We start from the raw sequence: 23,809 nt of genomic DNA, 5'->3' as shown, positions 1-23,809 counted from the left end.
CGGTGCCCAGCACGTAGAGGCCGCCGAGCTCGACGACCTCGTCGTGCTCGGCCCGACAGGCCTCCTTGGCGGCGGCCAGGGCCTGCGGCCAGGCCCTCTCGTAGTCCTCCGCGTTCTCCTCGGGGTCGAGACCCGCCTCCTTGAGGGCGGTCACCGCAATGTGCTCGGCGTTGCCGCCCAGCATGATGTCGGTGCCGCGCCCGGCCATGTTGGTGGCTACGGTCACTGCGCCCTTGCGTCCAGCCATGGCGACGACGGCGGCCTCACGGGCGTGCTGCTTGGCGTTGAGGACCTCGTGGGGAATGCCCCGCTCGCGCAGCCGCTCGGAGAGGATCTCCGACTTCTCCACGCTGGTGGTACCCACCAGGACCGGCTGGCCGACCTCGTGCCGCTCGGCGATGTCGTCGACAACGGCGTCGAGCTTGGCCTCGACGGTGGTGTAGACGAGGTCGGGCTGGTCCTCGCGGATCATGGGCTTGTTGGTGGGGATCGGGACGACGCCGATCTTGTAGGTGCCGGCGAACTCGGCGGCCTCGGTCTCGGCGGTACCGGTCATACCCGAGCGGGAACCCTCGGGGTAGAGGCGGAAGTAGTTCTGGAGGGTGATGGTGGCCAGGGTCTGGTTCTCGGCCTTGATCTCCACGCGCTCCTTGGCCTCGATGGCCTGGTGCATGCCCTCGTTGTAGCGCCGGCCGGGCAGGACACGGCCGGTGTGCTCGTCGACGATGAGGACCTCGCCGTCGCGCACGATGTAGTCCTTGTCCCGGTGGAAGAGCTCCTTGGCCTTGATGGCGTTGTTGAGGAAGCCGATCAGGGGCGTGTTCTCGGACTCGTAGAGGTTGTCGACGCCGAGGTAGTCCTCGACTCGCTCGATGCCGGGGGACAGCACGCCCACGGTGCGCTTCTTCTCGTCGACCTCATAGTCCTTGCCCTCGCGCAGACGCTCGGAGATGGAGGCGAATTCCTTGTACCACTTGTTGACGTCCCCGGTGGCCGGCCCGGAGATGATGAGCGGGGTACGGGCCTCGTCGATGAGGATCGAGTCGACCTCGTCGACGATGACAAAGGCGTGCCCGCGCTGGACCAGATCCTCGGGGCGCTGGGCCATGTTGTCGCGCAGGTAGTCGAAGCCGAACTCGTTGTTGGTACCGTAGGTGATGTCGCAGGCGTACTGCTCACGGCGCTCGGCAGGGGTCTGCCCCACAAGGATGCACCCCGTGGTCAGACCCAGGAAGCGGTGGACGCGCCCCATGAGGTCCGACTGGTACTCGGCGAGGTAGTCGTTGACGGTGACGACGTGGACTCCCTTGCCGGTCAGGGCCCGCAGATAGGAGGGCATCGTGGCGACGAGGGTCTTGCCCTCACCGGTCTTCATCTCGGCGATATTGCCGCGGTGAAGGGCCGCGCCCCCCATGATCTGGACGTGGTAGGGGCGCATGCCCAGCACACGATCGGCGGCCTCCACCACCGTGGCGAAGGCCTCGGGCAGCAGGTCGTCGAGGGTCTCGCCGTCCTGATAACGCTCCTTGAGCTCGTCAGTGATGTCACGCAGTTCAGCGTCGGACAGCTCGCTGTACTCCTCCGCAAGGGCCTCGACCTGATCGGCAATGGCATCAAGCTTCTTCAGGGTGCGGCCCTCGCCAATGCGAAGGATCCGGTCCACGATCGACACGCTGCATTCTCCCTTGGGACGTCCGTTGCGAACAGTCACGATGAGACGGGGCCGAATCGACTCAGGATCGGCGCAGGTCTCACCGGCTACCTGCCTACGTACTCTAATGGACCGGGCTGGACCACGGCCTTTCCACCACCGAGATTCTTCCCACCGAGGACACGGGGCCATCACGCGACCGGCATGGGGCCACAGAGCGTGGAGACGCCCACCCGCCGCACCGCGTTGTGGATCACGAACGCCTGAGCTCGCCCAACGTCCGCGCCCGTCTCACAGTGGAGAACGTGCCGCACCCACCCAGCCTCCCGCCTCAGCGCCGCGCCGCGCACCGCCTGCCGCTCGACGTCCTGGCAGGGCTCTCACTGGGCCTGTCCCTCGGCCTGCCGGTCAGTTGCGCGGGCTGCGGCCGTTGGGAGACGGCACTATGCCCCCGCTGCCGCGATCTGCTCGAGGGAGAGCCCTTTGCCGTGGAGCACGCCGACGCCGCCGACGACCTCGACATCCTGGCGCTGGCGACCTATGCCGGGCCGGTGCGCACCATGGTCCTGGGGTGGAAGAACGGCTCACGGGAGGACCTTCACGAGACAATGGCGCAGGCCGGCCGACGCCTGGGAGACAGGTGGGCGAGCACGCACCCGCCGAGCGGGATCTGGGCCGATCCACTCGAGAGACCGGCCTCCAACACCCCCTCCACCCCGGCCCTGCTCGTGGTCCCCGCACCCTCCGGACCGACCCGCCGACTGCGCGGACGGCTGGTGGTGGCGCAGCTGGCCGACGCCGTCACCCAGGGGATCGCCGGACAGTGGGCCCATCGGGAGCAGTCGGCCCGCCGACTCCGGGGGCCCGCCTCTTCCGCTTCGCCTTCGACACAGTCGCCCCCAGCCCTGGTGCTGAGCACGGATCTGCTGCGTCGCCGGGGCGGCGGAGCACACCAGGCCGGACGATCCTCGCGTCAGCGGCGCGGCAATCGCGCCACCGCCCCACGCCTCCTGGCCCCGGTCATCGGTCTGCCCGCTCTTGTCGTCGACGACGTCGTCACCACCGGAGCCACGCTGAACGCCTGCGTCCGGGCGCTGAAGAGAGCCGGTGCTCTGGTTTTGGGCGCACTGGTCCTGACCGCCACTCCGCCTCCCGAGCACCCATCCATCACGATTCCACCCAGAGCTCCAACCGCAGCGAGCGATACGGGGTCGAGAATTGTTCCAACGCCATCGGGCTTGTCCGCCTGCGGCGATCACAGGACTCCGCCAGAGTGCGGCACGCCCGAGTAGGAGGCACGAAAGACCCCATATGGTGTACCTTATGTGGCATAACGCACAGGCGATTCCCGATGCTGACAAGGACAGTCCGTCTGGTCTCGCCCGGTACCCGAGGCCCCTCACGAGGCGACAGGAGGTGATGACACCACTCCCATCCCGCCGTGAGATGTGGCGGGCACATGTCGCATACGGTCCATCAGGGCCGACCTACGAGCCCAGAAAGAGGTTCCACCATGGATATCACCGTCGTTGGTCGTAATGCCGAGATCAGTTCTCGCCTGCGCGACTACGTCGAGGACAAGGCCGTCAAGGTAGAGCAGTTCGACCCCCGGGTCCAGCACGTCGAGGTGGAGGTCACCCACGAGCGCAACCCGCGTCAGGCCGACACCGCAGAGAGGGTGGAGATCACCGTCGTCTCCAAGGGTCCGATCATCCGGGCGGAGGCATCCTCCTCAGACCGCTTCGCCGCTTTTGATATCGCCATGGGAAAGCTGACCGAGCGCTTGCGCCGGGCTCGGGACCGCAAGAAGGACCATCACCGTCGCCACACCGTGACCGCACCCAACGAGGACCGCCAGGCGGATACGGCCCTGGAGGAGCCCATCATCCCCGACACGAGCGACGCGCCGATAGAGGACTCCCCCTCCGCCCCCACCGAGCCGGGCATCGCGGTGGAGGCCCAGCTCGGCGACTCCCCGGTGATCGTGCGCCAGAAACTGCACGAGGCCAAGCCGATGACCGTTGACGAGGCCCTCTACCAGATGGAGCTCGTGGGGCATCCCTTCTACCTGTTCATCGAGAAGGCCTCCAAGCAACCCTGCGCCGTCTATCACCGGCACGGGTGGACCTACGGCGTCATCCGCCTGGACGCGCAGGTTCTCTAGCCTCAGGCCCCGCCCCATCCTGTCCTGTTTCCGGGTGCTCCACGGTCCCAGCGGACCGGGAGCACCCGGACTGTCTCAGGGCAGGTGATTCAGGGTAACGGGAAGGAAGGGTCGGTGACCTCCGAGGTGATCACCCTCCAGGTCGCCCCACGGCGCTGCCAGGTCCTGCCCCCATCACCGATGAGGAGGAGGGATTCCTCGGAACGGTCGGAGATGACAGAGTGAGCCTCCTTCACGCCCACGAGCGTATTGACCGCACCACCGATTTGGACGAGGCGTACCTCGGGCACACCACTCCCCTCAGTGCTGCTGTCAGCCAGGACGCACACGGCATTGGGGGCGCACCAGGAGATGCCGCTAGTGCCCGCGCCACCGGCACGGGGCATCTCCAGCGCCGGCCCCAGACCCTTGGGACGGCCGTCCTGCTCCCGGATGATGACGGCAACGGCAACCCGGCCGTCGGATCGCCGCACAGCGATCCGCTCGGACTCCACGGATAGGTCGAAGGCGGCGATGGCGGTCTCCTGCAGCCAGGACGACTCCAGAGAGGCACGCTGACCCGAGCCGTTGACGGCGGTGAGCTGCCCCTCGGCCAGCAGCCAGGCCCAGCCGTGCCGGTCACCCAAGGGCGCCCCCAGCCCCCCGGCTCCCGCGGAGGGGTCACCCACGGACAGAATGACGCTGGCTGAGTCCTGCCCCTGGGGAAGACGCAGCAGGCTGGAGGCGGACAGCACGTAGACGGTTCCGTCCGCTCCGAGGCTCGGGCTGCGGGCCTCACCGGTCCCCAGGACCCGGTCAGTCGCCAGAGTGATGCGACTCGAGCCCGTGCCTCGCACGACGGCGCCCTCCGACATCCCCACGATGCCACCGACCTCCGGGGCCAACGGGGTCAACTGAGCCGCCGCACCGAGGTCAACGGTTCCTGCGAGCACTCGGACACGGTCGATACCGCTGATCTGAAGAAGGCTCTGCTCGATCTGGGCCACCATGAGCCGGCGGGCATCCTCCGAGGCGGGGTCGGAGTCCGCGCTCAGATGGACGGTCGCGGTCCCGGCCTCGACGACGACGCCCCGGCCGGCCCGCTCGGCATTGCGTGGGATGAGGATGGAGGTTCCGCCTGACAACCAGTCGGAGGGCCCGCCCAGCAGCCCTGAGACGAGGGAGTCGGCCTGCGAGCTGCGCGGATACCACCTCAGCTCGGAGACGAACCTGGCCCGGTCCTGGGACAGGAAGGCCAGGGCACTGACCGCGAAGTTCTGCATGAGCCGGGAGAAGGGCAGCAGGATGCCATGAGGCAGACCGACAATGCGCCACTGACCGGTGGAGTTGGTGGCCAGGGAGAACTCTCCGACGTAGCTGGCCCCCTCCTGGGCCGGAGTGAAGACGCCCCGGGAGTCCAGGACGCCCACCTGCCCGGAGGTCACCGTGAAGGATCCGTCCGCGGCCACTGAGACCTGCGGTTCAGTCGATCCGCTATAGGCGCTCACCGTCTCCAAGGGCTTCCACTGCGCGGCGGCGCGCTCGGTGAGGAACTGCTTGGCAGTGGCGAAGTCGTCGGAGAACCCGGCGATCGCAGCCCGCAGGAAACCATTGACCACGTCCTCGGCGGAATCGGCCTCCCCCGGTCCGGGTGCGGTCTCAATGAGCGCGTTAGTGTCGGAGGCGGCCACGCCGGAACGTTTCACCCCGCTGGAGGTCGGCAACGCCGTGCATCCGCCCAGCACTCCCGCTGCGGTGAGCCACAGCAGGCCCAGCGCACCGCGACGCGTCAGCCGACACCCGGTGTGCAGTGGACACTCGTGTCGATCGACTTGTCGGTTCACGTGTGAGCTCATCGGCGCCTGCCCTCCTCGTCGCCCTCTTCGGGTGTGCGAGTGACCGGCTCCTGACCGGGCAGGACGACGACGACACGCCCGACGTCCTCGGTAACGGCGTCGTGGGTCTCACCGGCCAGGGGGATGTCACCCAGGACGACGCTCTGGCGCGCCCGACGAGTAGCCGGAGCGGGCCCCAACGGCCCGACCGGGGAGAATGACGACTCCTCGTCAGCCAGGATCCCGGCGCGGGCCACCGCCGGCGCGTCCTGAGGGACGAGTTCGAGAGGACCGGGACCGGCCAGCCGGCCCGGGCCGCCGTCGGAACCCTGAGTGCGGGGCAGGACCAGGAGGAAGGAGGCACCGTCAGCCGGCCACCCCCAGGCCGACAGGCGTCCGCCGTGCAGACGAGCGTCCTCCATGGCGATGGACAGCCCCAGGCCGGTGCCTCCCAGGCTGCGCTTGCGTGAGGGGTCGGCGCGGTAGAAACGGTCGAAAACCTTGGCAACGATGTCGGGGCTCATCCCGATCCCGTGGTCGCGCACACGCACCGCCACCGCGTCGTCATCCACGGCGACGGTGACGTCCAACGGCTTGCCCTCGCCGTGCTCAAGCGCGTTGACCACGAGGTTGCGAATAATGCGCTCGACCCTGGTGATGTCGACCTCGGCGGTGGCCGGCTCCTCGGGGAGGTGGAGGCGCAGCTCGGTCCCGGTGGCATCGAAGTGGAACTGGGTGGTCTCGACGACAGTGTCGACGACCTGGGCGAGATCGACCTCCTCCAAACGCAGCTTGACGTTGCCGGAGTCGATGCGGGAGATGTCCAGCAGGTCGGTGAGCATCGTCTCGAAACGGTCCACCGAGCTGGACAGCACCTGGATGCTGCGCAGGGCGAAGGGATCGGAGATCTCCTCACGCGCCTCCTGGATCTGCTCAGTGGCCAGTCGGATGGAGGCCAGTGGGGTGCGCAGCTCGTGGGAGACGTCGGAGACGAAGAGACGCTGCACCTTGGACAGCGACTCCAGGCGCTCGATCTGGTCCTCCAGCGAGGTCGCCATATGGTTGAAGGACCTGGCCAGGGTGGAGATCTCGTCCTCCCCCTCGATGCTCAGCCGCTCGGCCAGCAGTCCCGAGGCCAGACGCTCGGCGGCTCTGGCCGTGTGCCGGACGGGACTGAGCACCCAGCGGGTGAAGGCCCACACCACCACGATGAGGATGGCCAGGAAGCCCAACCCACCGATGGTGATGTTGCGCGAGGCCAGGGAAACGATGCGCTGCTCGCTGGCGAGGCTGTAGACGAGGAAGAGGTCGTACTCGCCGGCCAGTGGCAGGCTCACCCGGGTCCCCACAATGAGACCGGGATCGGTGCCGCCTTCGGTATTGGGCACCGCCACCGACTGCCAGTGCTGCGAGCGGGCCCCGCCCTCATCGAGGGCCCTCGTCATCTCGTCGGTGATGAGGGAGCGCAGGCGGGTATCCGTCTCCAGGTCATTGACCACTGTTGTCGAGGTCTCCTCCTGGTTACGGAGCATGAGGACACCCACACCACCGGAGGAGGATATTGAGTCCTTGGCCCCGTTGACCTGCTGCTCCGCTATGGTCGAGACCTCGTCGACGGTCACAGCGGTGGTCGAGTCGAACTCGGCCTGGGCGACACCGGCACGTAGCGCGGCGTCGCTGAGAATGACGTCGCGCTGATCGGTGAATACCTCCGACCGGATCCGGTCGGTCACGAAGGTCAGCAGCAGGACGATAAGCAGCAGGCCGATCACGGTGGCGGTACACACCATGCGCACCTCAAGGCTGCGGCGCAGCAGCCCCGGCAGGGGCAGACGCCGAACAACCCGTTCCTCCGCAGTGCCCACCGATGCACTCATCGACGTGACCACTGAATTACGCATCGGGTTCATTGTAGGGCGCCCGATGCGCCATCGCTCACGAGGATTCGCCGACCCTGTAGCCGACACCGCGCACCGTCACCACGATCGAGGGGCGCTCGGGGTCCTTCTCGATCTTGGCCCGCAGGCGCTGGACGTGGACATTGACCAGACGGGTGTCGGCCGGGTGCTGGTAGCCCCACACCTGACTGAGGAGCTCCTCACGAGTGAAGACCTTCCAGGGAGAGCGAGCCAGGGTCACCAGCAGCTCGAACTCCAGCGGGGTCAGCGCAATGACCGACTCACCGCGCTTGACCTGATGACCGGCGACATCGATGTCGAGGTCCCCGGCACGCACGTGCTCGGCCGCACCCGGGTTGGTGCGACGCAGACGGGTGGAGACTCGGGCCAGCAGCTCCTTGGACTTGAAGGGCTTGGTCACATAGTCGTCCGCACCGGCTTCAAGTCCGGCGACGACATCCTGAGTATCGGTACGCGCGGTCAGCATGATGATCGGCACGTCGGACTCGGAGCGAATGAGCCGACAGATCTCGACGCCGTCGAGCCCCGGGAGCATGAGGTCGAGGAGGACGAGATCGGGGGTGACCTCGTGGAAGGCGTCCAGGGCTTTGGCCCCGTCATGACAAAGGGTGGGCGTGTAACTCTCCGACTCCAGCATGATGCCGATCATCTCGGCCAGGGATGCATCGTCGTCGACGACCAGAATGCGCGTGCTCATAGCCCGTATCTTGGCATGAGCCCCGGGAGCCAAGGGACATCTGGACCACCGGGATGGCGTTCACAGTTTCCTCAGACTTCTAGGAGAAACCCTTCAGTTACGGGAAAAATCGGCATGTCCGAACCCCAAAGCCGGAAATATTGCGGCCGAACCGTGATCTTCCGCCGTCGGCCTCGGGCTGCCCCCACGACTCCCACAGCCCTCCCTGGCCGCTTTTTCCTCCTCCAGGGGGAGAGCGCGACCGAAGGATGCCGTGACAACATGAGCTTATGAGCACTGACTCCCAGCCCGACGATGCCAGCCCCGCCGACGAGGCCTTAGCCCCGGCGGGTGAGGACTCGGTCGACGCAGATCAGGACGGGTGGCTCCCACCCGACTCCGGAGCATTCACCGACTCATCCTCCTACCCGTCGCAGGATTCATCGAAGTCCGATTACGGCAGCTATCACACGCCTCCGGTGGGCCGCCCCGGCTACGGTCCCGACGGCGCCGACTACTCCCAGCGTCCCGACGCGACCGAGTCCTCCGGCTACCCGGGTTACGGCGACTTCGTCTCAATCCTGGCCCCCAAGCCGTCGATCATCCCGCTGCGCCCGCTATCCATCGGGGAGATTCTCGGCGGCGCCTTCGAGTCGCTGCGCGCCAACCCCAAGGCGATGTTCGTTCCCTCGCTAGTGGTCATGACGATCGTCAGCCTCATCTCCGCAGGCGGATCCGCCTACTTCCTCTCCCGCCTCGACCTGCCGGCACTGACGTCACCCGCGTACACAACGCTCAGCGACGACGAACTCGAGAAGGTGGGGGCGTCCTTGATGGGCCTGTTCGTCCAGTCCAGCCTCACCACCGGCGTGCTCACCATGTTCGCAGCCTCGATCCTCACCGGGCTGCTCATCGTCACCGTCTCACGCACCGTCCTGGGCCGTAAGGCTTCCTTGAGCGACGTATGGCAACGGACCAGGCCGCGTGTAGGAGCACTGATCGGTCAGGCGATCGTCATTCAGCTCATCCTCAGCGTCACGCTGGCGGCCATCATCGGTTTCGCATTCGCCAGTGGTTTCGAAACACATAGCACCCTCTTGCTGCTCCTGGGCGCCCTCGTCCTTCTGACTCTCTTGATGCTGGGACTCTTCGCCCTGGGCTGCAAGCTGTGCCTGGCACCGGCTGCCCTCATCCTGGAGAACATCGGTGTCTTCGAGGGCATCTCTCGCTCCTGGAACCTGACACGCGGTTACTTCTGGAGGGTCGTCGGCATCAGACTGCTCTCCGTCATCATCATCGGCATCATCAGCGTGGCGGCCTCCAGCCCGGTGGACATTCTGGTCCAGGGGATCAGCATGGCGGCGCCGAACGTCACATTCATCACCATGATGGGGGGACTCCTGCTCGGCAACATCATTACCGCCGCCACCCTGCCCTTCGACTCCTCGGTGGTCGCCCTGATCTACACCGACCTGAGGATGCGTTCCGAGGGCCTGGATGTGGAGCTCCGTCGCGCTGCCGGGGTGTGAAGCCGCTCATGCCCCACGTCGTCCTCTCGATGGCCCCGACCAGCCCCCCCGGCCTCCTTCGCGGTGCAGCAGCCGGTGCGGTCGGAGCGGTTTGCGCCTTCAGTCCGCACGGTGCTGTCAGCGCCGGGACTCAGGCCACTCCTAACGCCGATCAGGCCCGGCGCGCAGCAGTCCACGAGCTCTCCCAACCGATCTACAGGGAGGACGACCTGTGGGACCGGATCTGGCAGTGGCTCAAGGACCATCTCAGCACCGGCAGCATGATCCCCGGGGTTCCCTCCTGGGTGTCCACGGCGATCGTCGTCGTCATCAGCGCCGTCATCGTCTCCCTGCTGATCCTCCTGATCTCACGGATCTCCTTGACGCGCCGAGTGGCAGCGCAGTCGCTGTCGGTATTCACTGACGACCGCGACGCCGCCACCCTGACCCAGGCGGCGGACGAGGCGGCCGAGCAGGCCGACTTCGCCACCGCCGTCGTCGAGCGCTTCCGCGCCATCATCCGTTCTCTCGACGAACGCGGCATCATTGACGACTACCCGGGCATGACGGCCCTGGAGGCCGCCGCGCTCACGCACCGGGCGCTCGGCGAGCACCAGATCACGGGGGCCTTGTACGAGGCGGCGCACCTCTTCGACGCTGTTCTCTACGGTCGGGTGGTCTCCACCCGATCCCAGGACCAGCAGATACGTGATCTGGCCGAACAGATGGCCAAGCTCACGGTGCCCGCCGAGCACCGGCGAACCCTCGTCGGCGCCTCTGCGACGACCCCGGGGACACCCACATGAGCTCACCGACTCAGGCGTCTGCGCAGCCCCCACCAGAGCCCTCCCTGACGGCCGCCGCCTCCGAACAGGTGACGAACCCTCCCTGGCGTCAGCGGTGGCGCTGGTGGCGTCCGGTCATCATCGCCCTGGCCCTCCTGCTCATCCCCACCTTCGTGGCCCTGTGGACCAAGCCGACGACTTCCAAGACCCCGCTGGGCATCGACAACCCCAGGGCGTCAGGGGCGATGGCCGTCGCCGAGCTGCTGCGCCACGAGGGGATCTCCGTGAGCAGGGCCGCGGGCATCTCCGAAGCGCTGAAGGCGAGCAGGCACGGAGCCACCATCGCCGTGGTCAACGCTGACCGTCTCAGCCAGGAGGACCGACGAGCCCTGGCCCAAGCCGGCGGCGACGTCGTCATCGTCGGCACCAGAGGCGGCAGCAATGCCCTGTCCGGGATGACGAGCATCTCCAGCAAGGGCAGCGCAGCCTCGGCCTCCACGGTCCTCACATCCCAGTGCGACGACGACGACGCCCAGGCGGCCAGGGCCCTGGCCGGTTCGCAGGCCTCGGTGTCACTGCAGGACGATGACGATGCCGTCGGGTGCTTCCCTCTCGGGGAGGATCGCTACGCCTACGTCGTCGACACCCTTCCCAGCGGTGCCGCACTGCGCGTCCTGGCCGATCCGGGCCCGGTGACCAATGCCCGCCTGACCAAGGAGGGTCACGCCGCCCTGGCCGTGCGCGCGCTCGGCCACCACGACCGTGTCCTGTGGCTGGACGGCGAGCGCCTTGAGACCCCCACGGTGTGGAACTCTCCATCCGTACCCCCTTGGCTGCCGGTCCTCATCTTCCAGCTGATCGTCATCGCCGGCACCCTGGCAGTGGTCAAGGGCCGTCGCTTCGGTGCCACCGTGACCGAGGCACTACCCGTTGTCGTTCGCTCCACAGAAACCACGCTCGCACGTGGCCGCCTCTACCGCCAGGGCTCGGACCGTTCTCGCGCGGCCGAGGCCCTGCGCTCGGGCACCGCGCTGCGCCTGGGCACCTCCCTGGGGCTGAGCCCCGGGACATCACGCCGAGACGTGGTGGCCGCCGTCGCCCAGGCCTCCGGCGTCGATCTGTCCACGGTGGACTCTCTCCTCTACGGCCCACCACCAACAAGCAACAGGGCCCTGGCGACCCTGGCAGTTCAGCTCGACCAACTCGAGAGCGAGGTTCATTCCCCATGAGCACGGACAGCACCGACCCCACGCACGGCACGAGTGGCGCGGGTGACCCGGAGGCAGGCGGGCCCCTTCCACCATCTCACCGCCGGGCGACGAATGCTGTAGACACCCCTGGCGCACACAGCACCACCAGTCCCGATGCCGGTGTGAACCCGCGCCAGCAACTTGTGGCCGTGCGCAGCGAGGTGGGCAAGGCCGTCGTCGGCCAGGACGCCGCGGTGACCGGTCTGGTCATCGCCCTGCTCGCCGGTGGGCACGTCCTGCTCGAGGGTGTCCCCGGAGTGGCCAAGACCCTCCTGGTGCGCACCCTGGCCACCGCGCTGGAGGTTGAGACCAAGCGCATCCAGTTCACCCCAGACCTCATGCCCGGTGACGTGACCGGCTCCCTCATCTACGACTCCCGCAGCGCCCAGTTCTCCTTCCGGGCCGGACCTGTCTTCACCAACCTGCTCCTGGCCGATGAGGTCAACCGCACCCCGCCCAAGACGCAATCGGCTCTGCTGGAGGCCATGGAGGAGCATCAGGTCTCCGTTGACGGCCGGCCCCTGACCCTGCCGGATCCGTTCATGGTGATCGCCACCCAGAACCCGGTGGAGTACGAGGGGACCTATCCACTACCCGAGGCCCAGCTGGACCGGTTCCTGCTCAAGCTGGTCCTGCCCCTGCCCGAACGGACTCAGGAGATCGAGGTTCTCTCCCGTCACACCTCGGGCTTCGACCCACACAACCTGCAGTCGGCCGGGCTACGGGCGGTGGCCGGAGCCGAGGACCTGGCCCTGGCCCGCACCCAGGTGAGCACCGTGGGCGCCACCCCCGAGGTGCTGGCCTACGCAGTCGACCTCGTGCGCGCCACCCGCTCCATGCCATCGGTGGCTCTGGGGGTCTCACCACGTGGCGCCACCGCGCTCCTAGCGGCGTCGCGGGCCTGGGCGTGGCTGGCGGGCAGGTCCTTCGTGACCCCCGATGACATCAAGGCCCTGGCCCTACCCACCCTGCGTCACCGTATCCAGCTGCGCGCCGAGGCCGAGATGGAGGGCATCACCTCACAATCCGTCATCGAATCCGTGCTGAGAACCGTTCCGGTACCGCGCTGAGGCGCCGTTGACAAGCGGACCGAGCCGACCACCCCATCATTATCACTTGACCGACCAACAGGAGTGGCATGTTCCTGACGATGCGCGCCGTGTGGGCGCTGCTTCCGGGGATTGTCCTGGCCCTCATCGTGCCTCACCCACAGACCGTGCTGGCCTGGACCGGTGTCGTACTGATCCTCATCATGATCGACGTCATCCGTGCACCCTCCCCCCGTCTGCTGCGGGCAACACGCGCTGTGGGTCGCGGGGTGCGGCTGGGTGAGTCCGTCACCTCGACACTCACCGTCACCAACACCGGGCGGCGCCCAGTACGGCTCCTGCTGCGCGACGCCTGGCCCCCCAGCGCGGGGGCGGCCCATGAGCGCGGGTGGCTGAGCATCCCCGCCGGCCAGCGCCGCCGCCATTCCACGGTGCTCACACCAGGACGCCGGGGCGATCGCAGGGCGGGACCGCTGACCGTCAGAGTCACCGGCCCCCTGGGGATCGCCGGTAGACAGGCGTCCTTGGACGTTCCAGCCGTGGTCAGGGTGCTGCCGGCCTTCCGTTCACGCCGCCACCTGTATTCACGCCTGGCCCGGCTGCGGGAGATGGACGGTCGCAGCGCAGTGATGGTGCGCGGTGAGGGGACCGAGTTCGACTCCCTTCGCGAGTACGTCGTCGGCGACGACGTACGCTCCATCGACTGGCGCTCCACCGCCCGCCGCGGCGAGGTCCTGGTGCGCACCTGGCGTCCCGAGCGCGACCGGCGCGTGCTCATCGTCATCGACTCGGGTCGTCTGTCGGCAACCCGCCTGGGAGACGCTCCCCGGCTCGACGCCCAGATAGAGGCGGCACTGCTGCTGACCTCCCTGGCCTCGCGCGCCGGGGACAGAGTCGATGTCCTGGCTATGGACGACACCGTACGCGCTCAGGTGCGGAGCGGTTCCGGGCCGGTGGTCATGAACACGCTCGCCGAGCATCTGACGAATGTTGAACCACGGCTGACCGAGCTCAACTGGACGTTACTGGCCTCACGGGTGCGAACGGTGCTCTCGCAGCGGGCCCTGATCGTCGTCATCTCCGCCCTCGACGGCAGCAGCGGGGATGCTCCGATGATCCGGACCCTGACAGCATTGGCCCTCGACCACACGGTCGTCCTCGCCTCGGCACTGGACCCGGAGCTGGAGGAACTACGGGCTGCGCGTCACGACACGGACTCCGTGTACGTGGCGGCCTCAGCGGAGAAGGATCTGGTGGAGCTGGAAGCGATACGTCACCGCCTGCGCCACGGTGGGGTGGATGTCGTCGAGGCGCCCGACCAAGGACTCGCCCCGGCACTGGCGGACTGCTATCTCGACCTCAAGGCGGCGGGGCGACTTTGATGCACACCCATGATGATGCTCCGGAGCGGGCCGGCATCCCGGTTTGCCACATGCAAGCGGCACGGCCGACTTCAGGGCCTCGGTCAGCCGGCCTCGGGCCGGACGTAGCCAGCCTCATTCTCCTCAAGATCCCCCGTGGCTCCAACGGCAACGGCCGAGCGTCCCAGAACGAGCGTGTATGTCCACAGCAGCGCCAATACTCCTGCTCCGATGGTGATCTTGACCGACCAGGGAATGGGGGCGGGAGTCACGAAGGCCTCGATGAGACCGGCAACGCCCAGAGCCACGGTCAGCCCCACAGCAACCGTGATAAGGGCGCGCCCCTCGGCGGCCAGGGCAGCGGGGCGGCTCCGGGGACCTGGAACCAGCATGGTCCAGAAGAGCTTGAGACCGGCTGCTCCCGCGATGAATATGCAGGTCAGCTCCAGCAGTCCGTGAGGGGAGATGAGAGAGAGGAACGCGCCGAACATGTCGTGGTCCGCCATGATCGCCCCTGCCTGCCCCACAGCGACGGCGTTTCCGTAAAGCACGTAGAGCGGCAGGATCCCGGTGATCCCGCTAGCCACACAGATCGCCGCGATGCGGGCATTGTTGGTCCACACCTGGGCGGCGAAGTCGCGGGCGGAGTAGGTGGAGTAGTAGGACTCGAAGGCCTCATGGGCGTACTGGTCCAACTTCTCGGGGCTGCCCAGGGCAGCCATGGCCTCGGGACTGTTCAAGGTCCACACCCCCACCACCACGGCCAGAACGAGCTCGGCAACCATGACCCCGCAGGTCCACCAGCGAATCCGGTAGAGGGCCGCCGGCAGAGCCTGCAGCACGAAATGGAGCATCGCGCTGACCCTCACCTCCCGTGTCCCCGTCAGACGGCCGCGAGCCGTCGCCACCCGGGAGGACAGCTCGGCCAGGAGCTGCGGATCCGGGGCGGCCGAGCGCACCCGAGACAGATGGCGGGCACATGTGCGGTAGAGGGTCACGAGCTCATCGGTCTCGCCGCCACTGAGGTGACGACGCGCCACAAGCACGTCGAGACGTTCCCACTGGTCGCGATGCGCGGCAGCGAAGGCATCAAGATCCACGCAAGGAGTCTTTCATGGTGACCGAGTCGTCCACATCCCCCGAGCGAATGATCGAGCGTGAGCTCATGGTCACCGGTGAGGCCGTCGCCCTGGAGGTCATTCCTGCGACGGTGGCCAACCGCATCACCTCCGGGATCATCGACTACGGCACCTACGCTCTGGGCGGTCTACTGTCCGTGCTGGCGGTGGTGCTCGTGATCGCCGACAGCGGCGATGCTGCGCTGTTTGAAAACCGAGCCTTCCTCACGGCGGTGTTGTCACTGGTATCCCTGGTCTGGATAGTCGTCATCCCCTTGCTCGTCGAGTTCTTCAGCGCCGGCAGAAGCCTGGGCCGCATGGTGACCGGGACCCGGGTAGTGCGTGATGACGGCGGCACCGTCAGACTGCGCCACTGCCTGGTTCGGACCCTGCTCGCCGTCGTGGAGGTCTGGGGGACCTGGGCCGTTCCGGCCATGTGCACCAGTGTCGTATCCAGGCGGGGGAAGCGACTCGGTGACATGCTGGCCGGTACCTACGTGGTTCGCGACCGTCACCGGTCCTCCATGGCGCCTCCTCTGCTCATGCCTCCTGAACTGGCTCATTGGGCGGCGGAGACGGACCTGCGCGCCCTGCCCGGGGAGCTGAGTCTGTCAGCACGGTCCTTCCTTCAGCGGGCCTCCATCCTGACCCCCCGGTCCCGCACTCGTCTGGGGCTCGACCTGGCATCCCAGGTGCAGGGATACGTCTCTCCTCCGCCGCCCGCGGGCACCCACCCTGAGAGGTTCCTCGCCGCAGTACTCACCGAACGGCGCAACCGCGAGTTGGTGCTGGAGATTCGGGACCGACGCCTGGAGGAGGAGGTGCGCCGCGATATGACGCGCCCGCCCTACGAGATCGGCCGGGAGAGCCGGCGGCGCTGACCGGGCCGCCTCCCGGGGACGTCCGCAGCGGCCATCGTCTCAGCCCTGCGGCGCAGAAGCACGCACAGCCTCGTGAGCCAGAAGGACCGGGACGCCGTCGCACACCGGGTAGAGCAGCCCTCGCTTGGGGGAGATGAGGCAGGGGCGGCCGGCGTCATCGACACCGTCAACGAGCTCCTCCCCGCTCAGCGGGCAGCGCAGGAATGATCTCAGTGCCGGTGGGAGTGCCGGCCGCTGCGGCTCGGCCCCGGGGTCGCCTGCTCGCCGTCTCATGCCTCATCCTTCTGCCCGCGCAGCACCCGCAGGTGACCGCGCCGCAGGATCTCGTCGTCGACGATCTCCGGCGGGGGCGGCAGCGGAGCCGTCAGGGACGCTGGCATGATCCCGCCGGGGCGAGGCCTGTGTTCGGCCGGCGGGGGGACGGGGCGCGGGGCACGAGAGGCCTCACGGACGGCGTCGGCCAGAGCCAGGAGATCGTCCTCACTGGGGGGCGCCGGCTCGAACTCGGTGGCCAGGCGGATGATCTGCCAGCCGCGGGGTGCGGTGAATGAGGAGACGTGCTTCTCGCACAGGTCGTAGGCCTCGGGTTGGGCCTCGGTGGCCAGCGGCCCCAGAACGATGGTGGAGTCCGCGTAGACGGAAGTCAGAGTGGCCACGGCTGGGCGCTCGCAGCCGGGTTTGCGGCAGTGTCGGACTCTTCTCACGCCCGCAGGTTACCGTGCCGCTGCCCCGCGGTCATCCAGAAGACGCTTATGGTGGCAGACGTGACCGACCTGTTCCCCTTCTCGCCCGGACCGCCTCCACCGAAACCGGTCGCGGAGCCGGTGCAACGGCCGGCCAGGCGTCGTGACCGTCACGGCCGGGGGCTGCGCGGTCCGCTTCTTCCGCCGAACCTGCCGGCCTGGCGTACCCGGGCCGAGCGCTTCGACGAGCTCGTCGTGAACTCGGCCCAGGACCTGGCCAGACGCTGGCCGGCCGTGGACCGGATCCAGTTCGCCGTTGAGGAGGTGCCGCCCTCGGACCCGGCCCCATGGGAGCGCTCCGTGGTGCTGGGGCGTGGTTTCACTGCCGAGCCGCGTGCGGGGCTGCCTGCCCGGGTCGTCATCTATCGGCGCCCAGTGGCCTCCCGGGTCATGGGTGAGGCTGACCTGGCCGATCTGGTACGCCGTGTCGTCGTCGAGCAGGTGGCGCTCATACTGGGGCGTCGCCCCGAGGAGATCGATCCGAGCTCCGGAGTGTAGGCCTGTCCTCGATCCCGATGCGCTTCTGCGGTCGGGCAGCGGCTTCTCCGCCGAGCGACGCGAGTGACGCCCGGCTCGGCGAGGAGAAGGTGGGACGAGGGCGGTCAGCCCAACAGGATGCGGCGCTGTGCCTGGGCCGCGGCATCGGGCTGGGCGGGTACCGTGGAGATGAGCGTCCCGGCCAGGTCGCCTCCGGCCTGTGCCGTCACGATCGTGGCGGCGGCCAGGCCGCTGGGCATGTGCGACTGCTCTGAGGAGCTACCGGCCGCACTCAGACGAACGGCGGAGACCTCGGCAGGTACCTCGACGACGACGGAGCCGCCCTTGGCGACGGCAACGTCCTGGCTCCAGGAGCCGTCGAGGGAGGACAGAGTGACGGAGGCGGCGGCCCCGCTGTTGGTCACCGTGACCGCGGAGGTCAGGGAGGCTGCGCGCGGCACCGCCAGGAGACCGGAATCGGCGGCACCCGGTAGAGCGGCCTGCGCCCAGGCCTGGTCGTGGACGAGGGCATGGGAGCGCTCCGGGTACTCGCCGGCACTGCGCACCATGCGCACGGCCGCCCCCACCGGAGTGCTCGAGGTGACCTGCACCCCGTAGGTACCTGCGGGTACGCCGGCCAGCGAGATGTCGAAGACGGAGCCGGCGTCGACCGTCACCGACTGGGCGCCGGCCAGGGCGTGGGCCCCGTCCTTGCCGAGCATGGTCACCGACACGGTTGCCGGAACCTGTCCGGGGTTGACGATACGCACGGCCGGGGTGTCGGAGGAGTCCGCGCCGGTGGTGGTATCGGGAACCTCCCCCTGGGAGGCGGGCTCGACGACCTCCACTCCGGGGATCACCAGGTCGGTGGCCGGGGCTGCTCCCGGAGTGATGATGTCGGTGCCGGAGGGAGTCTCTCCGTCGAGGGACTCGGTAACCAGGGCGGGGACCACGGAACCGCCGTCGGTCTCGATGGACACGGCGATGCGTGGGTCCTGGCTACTGTTCGCCTCCAGGGCCAGGGAGGCCGAGCCGCCCGCGGGGATGGTGACCTCGCCATTGCTGGGCAAGCTGAGGGGACCGACGGATCCGTACAGGTTCACTTTCGCGGTGGCCGAAGTGGCGCCGGGGTTCGTCAGTCGCAGCTCGGCCGACGATCCGGCCGCGATGGAGCCGCCCACGATCCAGGACATGGCCGACGGCTGGGCGCAGGGAGCGGCGGTGAGCCCCCTCAGGTCGCCGCTCTGCGTCAGAGTGGTCACCGATCCGACGGCGTTGGCCACCTGGCCGTCAGCGGGGACGAGAGTGAGGATGCCTCCCTCGGCGGTGCTCAGAGAGGTGGTGGTGTCGGTGGACACGGCCGAGTCCGCGTAGGCGGCGGACTGGATCGACTCGGCCCCGTTAGCGGGAATGATGGTGGTGGTGGACTCCACGGCGCCGACGTCAGTGCCCCGCAACGTATTGGTGGGCGCCTTGGGGCACACGTAGGTGGTCGCTGCTCCGGGCTGGGCCAGGCTGAGGGCCTCCAGCTGCGAAGTCCACGTGGTCGGGGCGGCGTACCCCCACCAGGTGACTCCTCCGACGGCGCCGGCAAGAGCCACGGAAGTCAGGATGCCGACCCCGCGGGCGATCGACTGCCCTACGGTGCGGCGACGCCGCCGGGAGCCGGCCCGGCGCCTCGCGGAGGAGGCTGTGGGCACCGTGCTGCCCGAAATCGGAGTGTCGGAGTCACCGCTGTCATCCGCGTCCGCAGTATCAGCGGAGTCCCGCTCGACAGCGTCTCCCTCCGGATGCTGACTCACGGAAACGCCGTCAACGTCCTCAACCTCCTCAACGTCCTCGGTCGAGGAACCCTCCTCGCCGGTCTCATCCGCCGCGGCCTCCTCGTCACCGGCCAGGTCTGTGGCCGGGCTCGTCGCCTCGTGCTCCGGGGACCGAGAATCGTCTTCGTCCTGCTGTTTGTGCTGATCCTTCCGGCTGGTGACGTCGTCATCGCGGGACTGAGTCATGAGGCCATTTCCTTTCCGCGCCGCAGGGGCAGAGCCGCCACCAGGGTCAGGGCCCAGACGGTCCAGATCGTGTAGGTCGCAGCGGCGGTGAGCCTGCGGGTGTGGGTGAGGACCAGCTCCCCGCCCTCGGCGCCGACGGCGAATCCCTGCTTCCAGCCACCGTCCTGATCGGGAACGGTGGTGGGCTCGAGGTGGCGGCCGTTGAGGGTGGCCCTCCAACCGGCGTCGGCCCGCTCCACCATGACGAGGGTGCGGTTGCCCGAACCGGCGGGGATCCGCGTGCGGGTCCCCGAGCCGGCGCCGGTGGAGGCGACCGGGGTGACATCTCCGTTCGGCCCGATGAGACTCAAGCGGGCCGAGTCGGGGTGCGCCGATGAGGTGACCCGCCAGGAGCTGCCCGAGGCGGTCTGGGCGAGCTGCTCCAGGCCGGGTGTGGAGGTCAGGCCCACACGTGCCTCGGCGGTGACGGCGTCGCCGTCCTTGTCGGCGAGCAGGACGACGGCGATGCCGTGGGCCGCCAGGGCATCGGCGACGTCCTGGTCCTGTCCGGCGGTGGCGCGAGTGACGAGCTGGGCGAGCTCGGCGTCGGCCGGGTCCTCCAGAACGAGGGCAGGAAGCGGGGCGGGGCCGACACTGAGGTACTCAGTCCGGCCGATTTCAGGCTCGAGCTGGGGATCGGCCAGGGCGCTCGCAGCGCGGTTGCGCGCCTCGGCATTGACCGCCCCGGGCAGGACGTCACTGACCTGGGTGCCGGGTCCGCGCCAGATGGTGGCTTGAAGCCCCTTGGGGGTCGAGGTGAGCTTGAGGACCCGGCCGGCCGTGCCCGAGCCCTGGAACTGCTCGGCGATGACGGGGACCTGCTGAGCACTGGGACGCAGAGCCATGACCTGTGGGTTGCTGCCACGGTGGGCCTGGTAGGACCACACGGCACCGACCGTGACCGGGGCGAGCAGGAAGAGGCAGGCGGCGATGGCGAAGGTCGTCCTGAGCCGACGCGAACCACCGGACGCCACGGACGCCACAGTGGATACCGCGTCACTGTCCTTGTGGCTCTTGGGCACCAGTGCCCTGCGACCGTGGGCAGAACGTCGGCCGACCCGGCCCCAGATGGCCTCACCGGCGGGCAGGGCAGCGGCGAGGAAACCGCTCAGGGCCAGGGAGGTACCTACCCCCGCCCACCCGGTCACGGGGGCCAGGCCAGCTCCGGTGACATCGCCTCCCAGTCCGGTGGGCATACGCGTCGAGAGTCCCGCCAGCACGAGGCCGCCGAGGGCCAAGAGGATACCGGTGCGGGCCACCCGGAGGCGCCGGGAGACGAACAGGCCGATGACGCCCAGGATCGGAACCAGGAGGAGCAGAACCCGGGCCACTGCGCTCAGAACGCCAGTGGGCACGAATGCGTCGACTGGCACCGGCGAGCCGGCCAACAGATCGAGGCTGCGCGGCGTCGGCACGGAGACGGGTAGGCCGATGTCGGTCAGCAGCAACCTGCACCCCTCGACCCAACCGGCCCTCTCCCCCAGTCGCCACGCGCTCCACCAGGCCGGAGCAGCGGTGACAAGCATCGGGACCAGGGTGAGGACCAGTCTGAACCCGCGTCGCGTTGTCACCAACAGCAGGATGACGATGACGGCGAGCACCGCCGCAGTGGCCGGAACGGCCGCGACAACCACGCTCAGCAGCAGGCCGGCGACGGCGGCGGCCGTGGCCGACCCATGACCGTACTTCTCGGCCCGGGGCAGGTCGACCCGGGTCTCAGGAGCGGCCGGATCAGGGACGTTGAGGGACTGGAGGACCTCTCGGGCCGTGGCCAGAGCCGACGCCGTCCGACCGGTCTCCCCCTCATCCTCGCCCCGGTCATGACCGGGGCCGTCCTCGGTGCCGGCGGAGGCCTTGAGGGTCGAATCCGTCTCCGTGTCGGCTGAGGCGTCGTCCCGAGCACACACTGAATCCCGGGAGTCCTCCTCTGTCGAATCGGCACTGTCGCCGGCACTCCCCGCGGCCAAGGCCTCCTCGTCGAGACGGGCCAGGTCGGAGACCTTCTCGGAGGAGAAGCGATCGAGCTCGGCCCGCTCGGCATCGGTGAGCAGATGCGCCCCCACGAGCCCCGACTGGACGAGGTCACGCCGGTCCGCACCCACCGCGCGTGCCAGGGCCAGCAGCGCCCAGGGGAGGACCAGGTGGACCAGGAGCGCGCCGAGACGTCCCTGCCCCAGGGCGAGGAGCAGGCTGGGGGCCAGGGCCCAGACAAGCGCTGCCCAGGCCCGCAGAGCCACCCGCCGGGTCATGGTGCCGGCGGCGAACCAGGCCCCTGAGGCAGCCAGCGGCACGGCCAGGAGCATGAGGCCCCGGATGAGGTCGCCGGCCTCCAACCCGACGAGCCGCCCCAGCGCGGTCGGCACGGACAGGATGGCCAGCAGGGGCGTGATGCCTCCCGGGTACCCGTCGCCGGCGGCGATCCAGGTGGTCCAGGCGGCATCCCACATCTGCCGCCACCCGCCGCTGAACAGGGGCAGTGCTCCGCCGGTGACGACACGGGTGAGCAGTAGCCTGGACAGGGCGTAGGTACTCAGTGCCAAGACCAGAACCATGACGGCGCCCAGGGTCCGACGTCGGCTACGAGCCAGGGCTGCGAACTCTCGCAGCTCGAGCTCACTGGGAGCCGCCGCCCGGGCGCGTCGTTCTCGCTCCTGCCGGGTGCGGTCACGGCGCACGCCCCGGATCTCCGCCGGGGTGGCGTAAAGGCGCCCCAGGGCGGAGACAGGGACCTTGGAGTGTCGGGCGAGCCGACGCCTGGCCGCCTTGATCCGCCGTCCGCGACCAGCGACGGCCAGGGCTGCGCCGAGCTCGTCACGAGCGAGCGCAGGGGCTTTGGACGCGAACCGCCACACGGCCCGCATCATTCCGAGGATGACGAACCAGGTCAGCAGCAGGCCGATGGGCCGCGAGGAGAAGGCCGCCCAGTTGGTGAGCTGGGCGCTGCGGCGGGCCCGGAAGGAGCGCTCCGGGTCGGGCTCGGGGAGCCGGACCTGGATGGCCTCGGCGTCGGCACTCGTCTTGGAGCGCGCCGAGCGGGGGACATGGGCGGAACGGCGCAGCCCCTGGTAGGAAGCCCTGCGGTGACGGACGACGGCAGTGGGCTCGACGATGACGCGATAGCCGGCCAGACGCGCCGCACGCGAGAGCTCCAGGCCGTCACCGAAGGGCCCGAGCCAGGGGGCGATGCCGTCGATCTCCTCCCACACCGCGCGGTCGATAAGGGCACCGGCCGTTCCCACGGCCAGGACGTCACTGCGGTCGTCATGCTGGCCCTGATCAACCTCACCAGGGACGATGTCATTGGCGCGCCGGGCCGAGGCTGTGGCCCGCAGCCCCACCTCGAGGAGAAGCTCGGGATTGTCCCAGCCCACCTGCTTGGGACCGACGATTCCGACCGAGCGGGCGTTGGTCGCGGCCGTCAGCAGATTCTCGAGGCAGTCCTCTTCCGGGGCGGAGTCATCGTGCAGCAGCCAGAACCACACCTGGTGCTCCGGCGCTTCCTCACCGGTCTGCACGGGCGCCACGAGCTGCTGCTCGTAGGTGGTGATGGGCGACAGAGCACCGGTGGGTCCGGTGATGGGCCCCGAGCCGGTCAGCAGCAGGTCGCGCACCGAGGTGCGCGAACCGCCCGAGGCACCGTCGGAGTCGACTCCGTCGGCGTCCTCCACGGCATCCGTCGCACTGCGCCGTCTGCGGTTGCCGGCTGCGACGAGCTCGGCGTAGGCGACGAGCCCCTGGGCGACCGCGTCACCGAAGTTCTTGGCCTCCTTGACCCGTACGACGCGTACCGCGCTGGCGGAACCGAGTCCGGAACTCTCGACGAGCTCCTCGATCGGGGTCCCGTCCCCCAACCCGTTCGTCCGTGAGGCGACGTCGACGATGAGGACGACGTCGGGCGCACAGGTCTGGGAGGCGATCCCGGTCAGCGTCCGCGCCAGAAACGGGCTCGCCCCGGCCGACACGACGACGGCCAGGGCTCCCACCCGACTGGCTCCCTGCGTGGAGCCGGCGCGGGTCATACTGCGCGACGCTTGAGCTTGCGCCGTTCGCGCTCCGACATACCGCCCCAGATACCGAAGCGCTCGTCGTTGGCGAGGGCGTACTCGAGGCACTCCTCACGGACCTCGCAAGTCGCACAGACTCGCTTGGCCTCACGTGTGGAACCACCCTTCTCCGGGAAGAACGCCTCCGGGTCCGTCTGAGCGCACAGTGCACGTTCCTGCCACGCCAGGGGCCCTTCATCGACGTCGTCACCACCACCGAAGAGGAGCGACAGCACCTCCGCGTCAGGCTCCTCTGGGTACTTCAGCGGGCCGTCGCCGAGGATGTTCCACATGCCGGCCTCCCTTCGATCCGAGCTTCTTG

At 68.7% G+C, this 23,809-nt stretch carries 19 protein-coding genes; 9 read left to right on the top strand and 10 right to left on the bottom strand.

Features of this window, described 5'->3' with window-relative positions; translation table 11 throughout:
* Nucleotides 1-1,672 (bottom strand): preprotein translocase subunit SecA (gene secA / locus RWR81_RS07935; RefSeq protein WP_314456612.1); only part of this gene is annotated, 1,672 nt, incomplete at its 3' end.
* A 284-nt stretch (nucleotides 1,673-1,956) separates the two neighbouring features.
* On the opposite strand from secA, the gene RWR81_RS07930 reads away from it, so the two are divergent.
* Both RWR81_RS07930 and hpf read left to right on the top strand, forming a co-directional pair.
* Nucleotides 1,957-2,943, top strand: a complete 987-nt coding sequence (locus tag RWR81_RS07930) for a phosphoribosyltransferase family protein (RefSeq protein WP_314456610.1) — start codon at nucleotides 1,957-1,959, stop codon at nucleotides 2,941-2,943.
* A 221-nt stretch (nucleotides 2,944-3,164) separates the two neighbouring features.
* Complete coding sequence (gene hpf, locus RWR81_RS07925; protein ID WP_314456609.1) at nucleotides 3,165-3,815, top strand: ribosome hibernation-promoting factor, HPF/YfiA family; 651 nt, start codon at nucleotides 3,165-3,167, stop codon at nucleotides 3,813-3,815.
* A gap of 89 nt (nucleotides 3,816-3,904) precedes the next feature.
* On the opposite strand, the gene RWR81_RS07920 is transcribed toward hpf, so the two are convergent.
* Genes RWR81_RS07920 through mtrA form a run of 3 tightly spaced genes read right to left on the bottom strand, consistent with a single transcriptional unit; the run spans nucleotide 3,905 to nucleotide 8,245 of the window.
* Nucleotides 3,905-5,650 carry a GerMN domain-containing protein gene (locus tag RWR81_RS07920; RefSeq protein ID WP_314456607.1) on the bottom strand — a complete coding sequence of 582 codons (1,746 nt, stop codon included), beginning with the start codon at nucleotides 5,648-5,650 and terminating at the stop codon, nucleotides 3,905-3,907.
* Complete coding sequence (gene mtrB / locus RWR81_RS07915) at nucleotides 5,647-7,530, bottom strand: MtrAB system histidine kinase MtrB (RefSeq protein WP_314456605.1); 1,884 nt, start codon at nucleotides 7,528-7,530, stop codon at nucleotides 5,647-5,649. Before mtrB ends, RWR81_RS07920 begins: the two co-directional genes overlap by 4 nt.
* A gap of 34 nt (nucleotides 7,531-7,564) precedes the next feature.
* Nucleotides 7,565-8,245: an MtrAB system response regulator MtrA gene (gene mtrA / locus RWR81_RS07910; RefSeq protein WP_009234030.1), complete on the bottom strand. Its 681-nt coding sequence runs from the start codon at nucleotides 8,243-8,245 to the stop codon at nucleotides 7,565-7,567.
* A 269-nt stretch (nucleotides 8,246-8,514) separates the two neighbouring features.
* Between mtrA and RWR81_RS07905 the strand changes: the two genes are divergently transcribed.
* The 5 genes from RWR81_RS07905 to RWR81_RS07885 all read left to right on the top strand — a co-directional run bounded on the left by RWR81_RS07905 (nucleotide 8,515) and on the right by RWR81_RS07885 (nucleotide 14,198).
* Nucleotides 8,515-9,753, top strand: coding sequence for a glycerophosphoryl diester phosphodiesterase membrane domain-containing protein (locus RWR81_RS07905; protein WP_314456603.1), 1,239 nt, complete (start codon nucleotides 8,515-8,517; stop codon nucleotides 9,751-9,753).
* Between the two features lie 8 nt (nucleotides 9,754-9,761).
* Nucleotides 9,762-10,538 carry a DUF4129 domain-containing protein gene (locus tag RWR81_RS07900; protein WP_314456601.1) on the top strand — a complete coding sequence of 259 codons (777 nt, stop codon included), beginning with the start codon at nucleotides 9,762-9,764 and terminating at the stop codon, nucleotides 10,536-10,538.
* Nucleotides 10,535-11,746: a DUF4350 domain-containing protein gene (locus RWR81_RS07895; RefSeq protein ID WP_314456599.1), complete on the top strand. Its 1,212-nt coding sequence runs from the start codon at nucleotides 10,535-10,537 to the stop codon at nucleotides 11,744-11,746. The genes RWR81_RS07900 and RWR81_RS07895 overlap by 4 nt, the downstream gene beginning before the upstream one ends.
* Complete coding sequence (locus RWR81_RS07890) at nucleotides 11,743-12,837, top strand: MoxR family ATPase (RefSeq protein ID WP_314456597.1); 1,095 nt, start codon at nucleotides 11,743-11,745, stop codon at nucleotides 12,835-12,837. Before RWR81_RS07895 ends, RWR81_RS07890 begins: the two co-directional genes overlap by 4 nt.
* 68 nt (nucleotides 12,838-12,905) lie before the next feature.
* On the top strand, nucleotides 12,906-14,198 hold the full coding sequence (locus RWR81_RS07885; protein ID WP_314456595.1) for a DUF58 domain-containing protein: 1,293 nt from the start codon (nucleotides 12,906-12,908) through the stop codon (nucleotides 14,196-14,198).
* An 83-nt stretch (nucleotides 14,199-14,281) separates the two neighbouring features.
* On the opposite strand, the gene RWR81_RS07880 is transcribed toward RWR81_RS07885, so the two are convergent.
* Nucleotides 14,282-15,277, bottom strand: a complete 996-nt coding sequence (locus RWR81_RS07880) for a stage II sporulation protein M (protein ID WP_314456593.1) — start codon at nucleotides 15,275-15,277, stop codon at nucleotides 14,282-14,284.
* Nucleotides 15,278-15,291: 14 nt separating this feature from the next.
* Here RWR81_RS07880 and RWR81_RS07875 point away from each other — a divergent pair, with 14 nt between their 5' ends.
* A complete protein-coding gene (locus RWR81_RS07875) occupies nucleotides 15,292-16,176 on the top strand; it encodes an RDD family protein (protein ID WP_314456591.1) in 885 nt (294 codons plus the stop codon).
* A 39-nt stretch (nucleotides 16,177-16,215) separates the two neighbouring features.
* Here RWR81_RS07875 and RWR81_RS07870 read toward each other — a convergent pair whose 3' ends face one another.
* On the bottom strand, nucleotides 16,216-16,449 hold the full coding sequence (locus tag RWR81_RS07870; protein ID WP_314456589.1) for a hypothetical protein: 234 nt from the start codon (nucleotides 16,447-16,449) through the stop codon (nucleotides 16,216-16,218).
* Nucleotides 16,446-16,880 (bottom strand): DUF3499 domain-containing protein, encoded by a 435-nt coding sequence (locus tag RWR81_RS07865; protein WP_314456587.1) that lies wholly within the window; start codon nucleotides 16,878-16,880, stop codon nucleotides 16,446-16,448. The genes RWR81_RS07870 and RWR81_RS07865 overlap by 4 nt, the downstream gene beginning before the upstream one ends.
* 60 nt (nucleotides 16,881-16,940) lie before the next feature.
* Between RWR81_RS07865 and RWR81_RS07860 the strand changes: the two genes are divergently transcribed.
* Nucleotides 16,941-17,417, top strand: coding sequence for a metallopeptidase family protein (locus RWR81_RS07860; RefSeq protein WP_314456585.1), 477 nt, complete (start codon nucleotides 16,941-16,943; stop codon nucleotides 17,415-17,417).
* Between the two features lie 104 nt (nucleotides 17,418-17,521).
* On the opposite strand, the gene RWR81_RS07855 is transcribed toward RWR81_RS07860, so the two are convergent.
* The 3 genes from RWR81_RS07855 to RWR81_RS07845 are packed head-to-tail and all read right to left on the bottom strand — an operon-like array spanning nucleotide 17,522 to nucleotide 23,780.
* Nucleotides 17,522-19,405 (bottom strand): DUF5719 family protein, encoded by a 1,884-nt coding sequence (locus tag RWR81_RS07855; protein ID WP_314456583.1) that lies wholly within the window; start codon nucleotides 19,403-19,405, stop codon nucleotides 17,522-17,524.
* Nucleotides 19,402-23,463, bottom strand: a complete 4,062-nt coding sequence (locus tag RWR81_RS07850; protein WP_314456581.1) for a glycosyltransferase — start codon at nucleotides 23,461-23,463, stop codon at nucleotides 19,402-19,404. The genes RWR81_RS07855 and RWR81_RS07850 overlap by 4 nt, the downstream gene beginning before the upstream one ends.
* Nucleotides 23,460-23,780 carry a WhiB family transcriptional regulator gene (locus tag RWR81_RS07845; protein WP_314456614.1) on the bottom strand — a complete coding sequence of 107 codons (321 nt, stop codon included), beginning with the start codon at nucleotides 23,778-23,780 and terminating at the stop codon, nucleotides 23,460-23,462. The genes RWR81_RS07850 and RWR81_RS07845 overlap by 4 nt, the downstream gene beginning before the upstream one ends.
* Nucleotides 23,781-23,809: the final 29 nt, after the last annotated feature.

This window comes from uncultured Actinomyces sp., assembly GCF_963526355.1.
Taxonomy (GTDB): domain Bacteria; phylum Actinomycetota; class Actinomycetes; order Actinomycetales; family Actinomycetaceae; genus Actinomyces.
This window is presented reverse-complemented; position numbering and strand designations above follow the sequence as displayed.

Excerpts from the sequence above, each read along its gene's own strand:
- RWR81_RS07920 (WP_314456607.1), bottom strand. The coding sequence starts at position 5,650 with ATGAGCTCACACGTGAACCGACAAGTCGATCGACACGAGTGTCCACTG.
- RWR81_RS07885 (WP_314456595.1), top strand. The coding sequence starts at position 12,906 with ATGTTCCTGACGATGCGCGCCGTGTGGGCGCTGCTTCCGGGGATTGTC.
- hpf (WP_314456609.1), top strand. The coding sequence starts at position 3,165 with ATGGATATCACCGTCGTTGGTCGTAATGCCGAGATCAGTTCTCGCCTG.
- RWR81_RS07855 (WP_314456583.1), bottom strand. The coding sequence starts at position 19,405 with ATGACTCAGTCCCGCGATGACGACGTCACCAGCCGGAAGGATCAGCAC.
- RWR81_RS07875 (WP_314456591.1), top strand. The coding sequence starts at position 15,292 with ATGGTGACCGAGTCGTCCACATCCCCCGAGCGAATGATCGAGCGTGAG.
- RWR81_RS07870 (WP_314456589.1), bottom strand. The coding sequence starts at position 16,449 with ATGAGACGGCGAGCAGGCGACCCCGGGGCCGAGCCGCAGCGGCCGGCA.
- mtrA (WP_009234030.1), bottom strand. The coding sequence starts at position 8,245 with ATGAGCACGCGCATTCTGGTCGTCGACGACGATGCATCCCTGGCCGAG.
- RWR81_RS07900 (WP_314456601.1), top strand. The coding sequence starts at position 9,762 with ATGCCCCACGTCGTCCTCTCGATGGCCCCGACCAGCCCCCCCGGCCTC.
- RWR81_RS07850 (WP_314456581.1), bottom strand. The coding sequence starts at position 23,463 with ATGACCCGCGCCGGCTCCACGCAGGGAGCCAGTCGGGTGGGAGCCCTG.
- RWR81_RS07895 (WP_314456599.1), top strand. The coding sequence starts at position 10,535 with ATGAGCTCACCGACTCAGGCGTCTGCGCAGCCCCCACCAGAGCCCTCC.
- RWR81_RS07890 (WP_314456597.1), top strand. The coding sequence starts at position 11,743 with ATGAGCACGGACAGCACCGACCCCACGCACGGCACGAGTGGCGCGGGT.
- RWR81_RS07845 (WP_314456614.1), bottom strand. The coding sequence starts at position 23,780 with ATGTGGAACATCCTCGGCGACGGCCCGCTGAAGTACCCAGAGGAGCCT.
- mtrB (WP_314456605.1), bottom strand. The coding sequence starts at position 7,530 with ATGCGTAATTCAGTGGTCACGTCGATGAGTGCATCGGTGGGCACTGCG.
- RWR81_RS07905 (WP_314456603.1), top strand. The coding sequence starts at position 8,515 with ATGAGCACTGACTCCCAGCCCGACGATGCCAGCCCCGCCGACGAGGCC.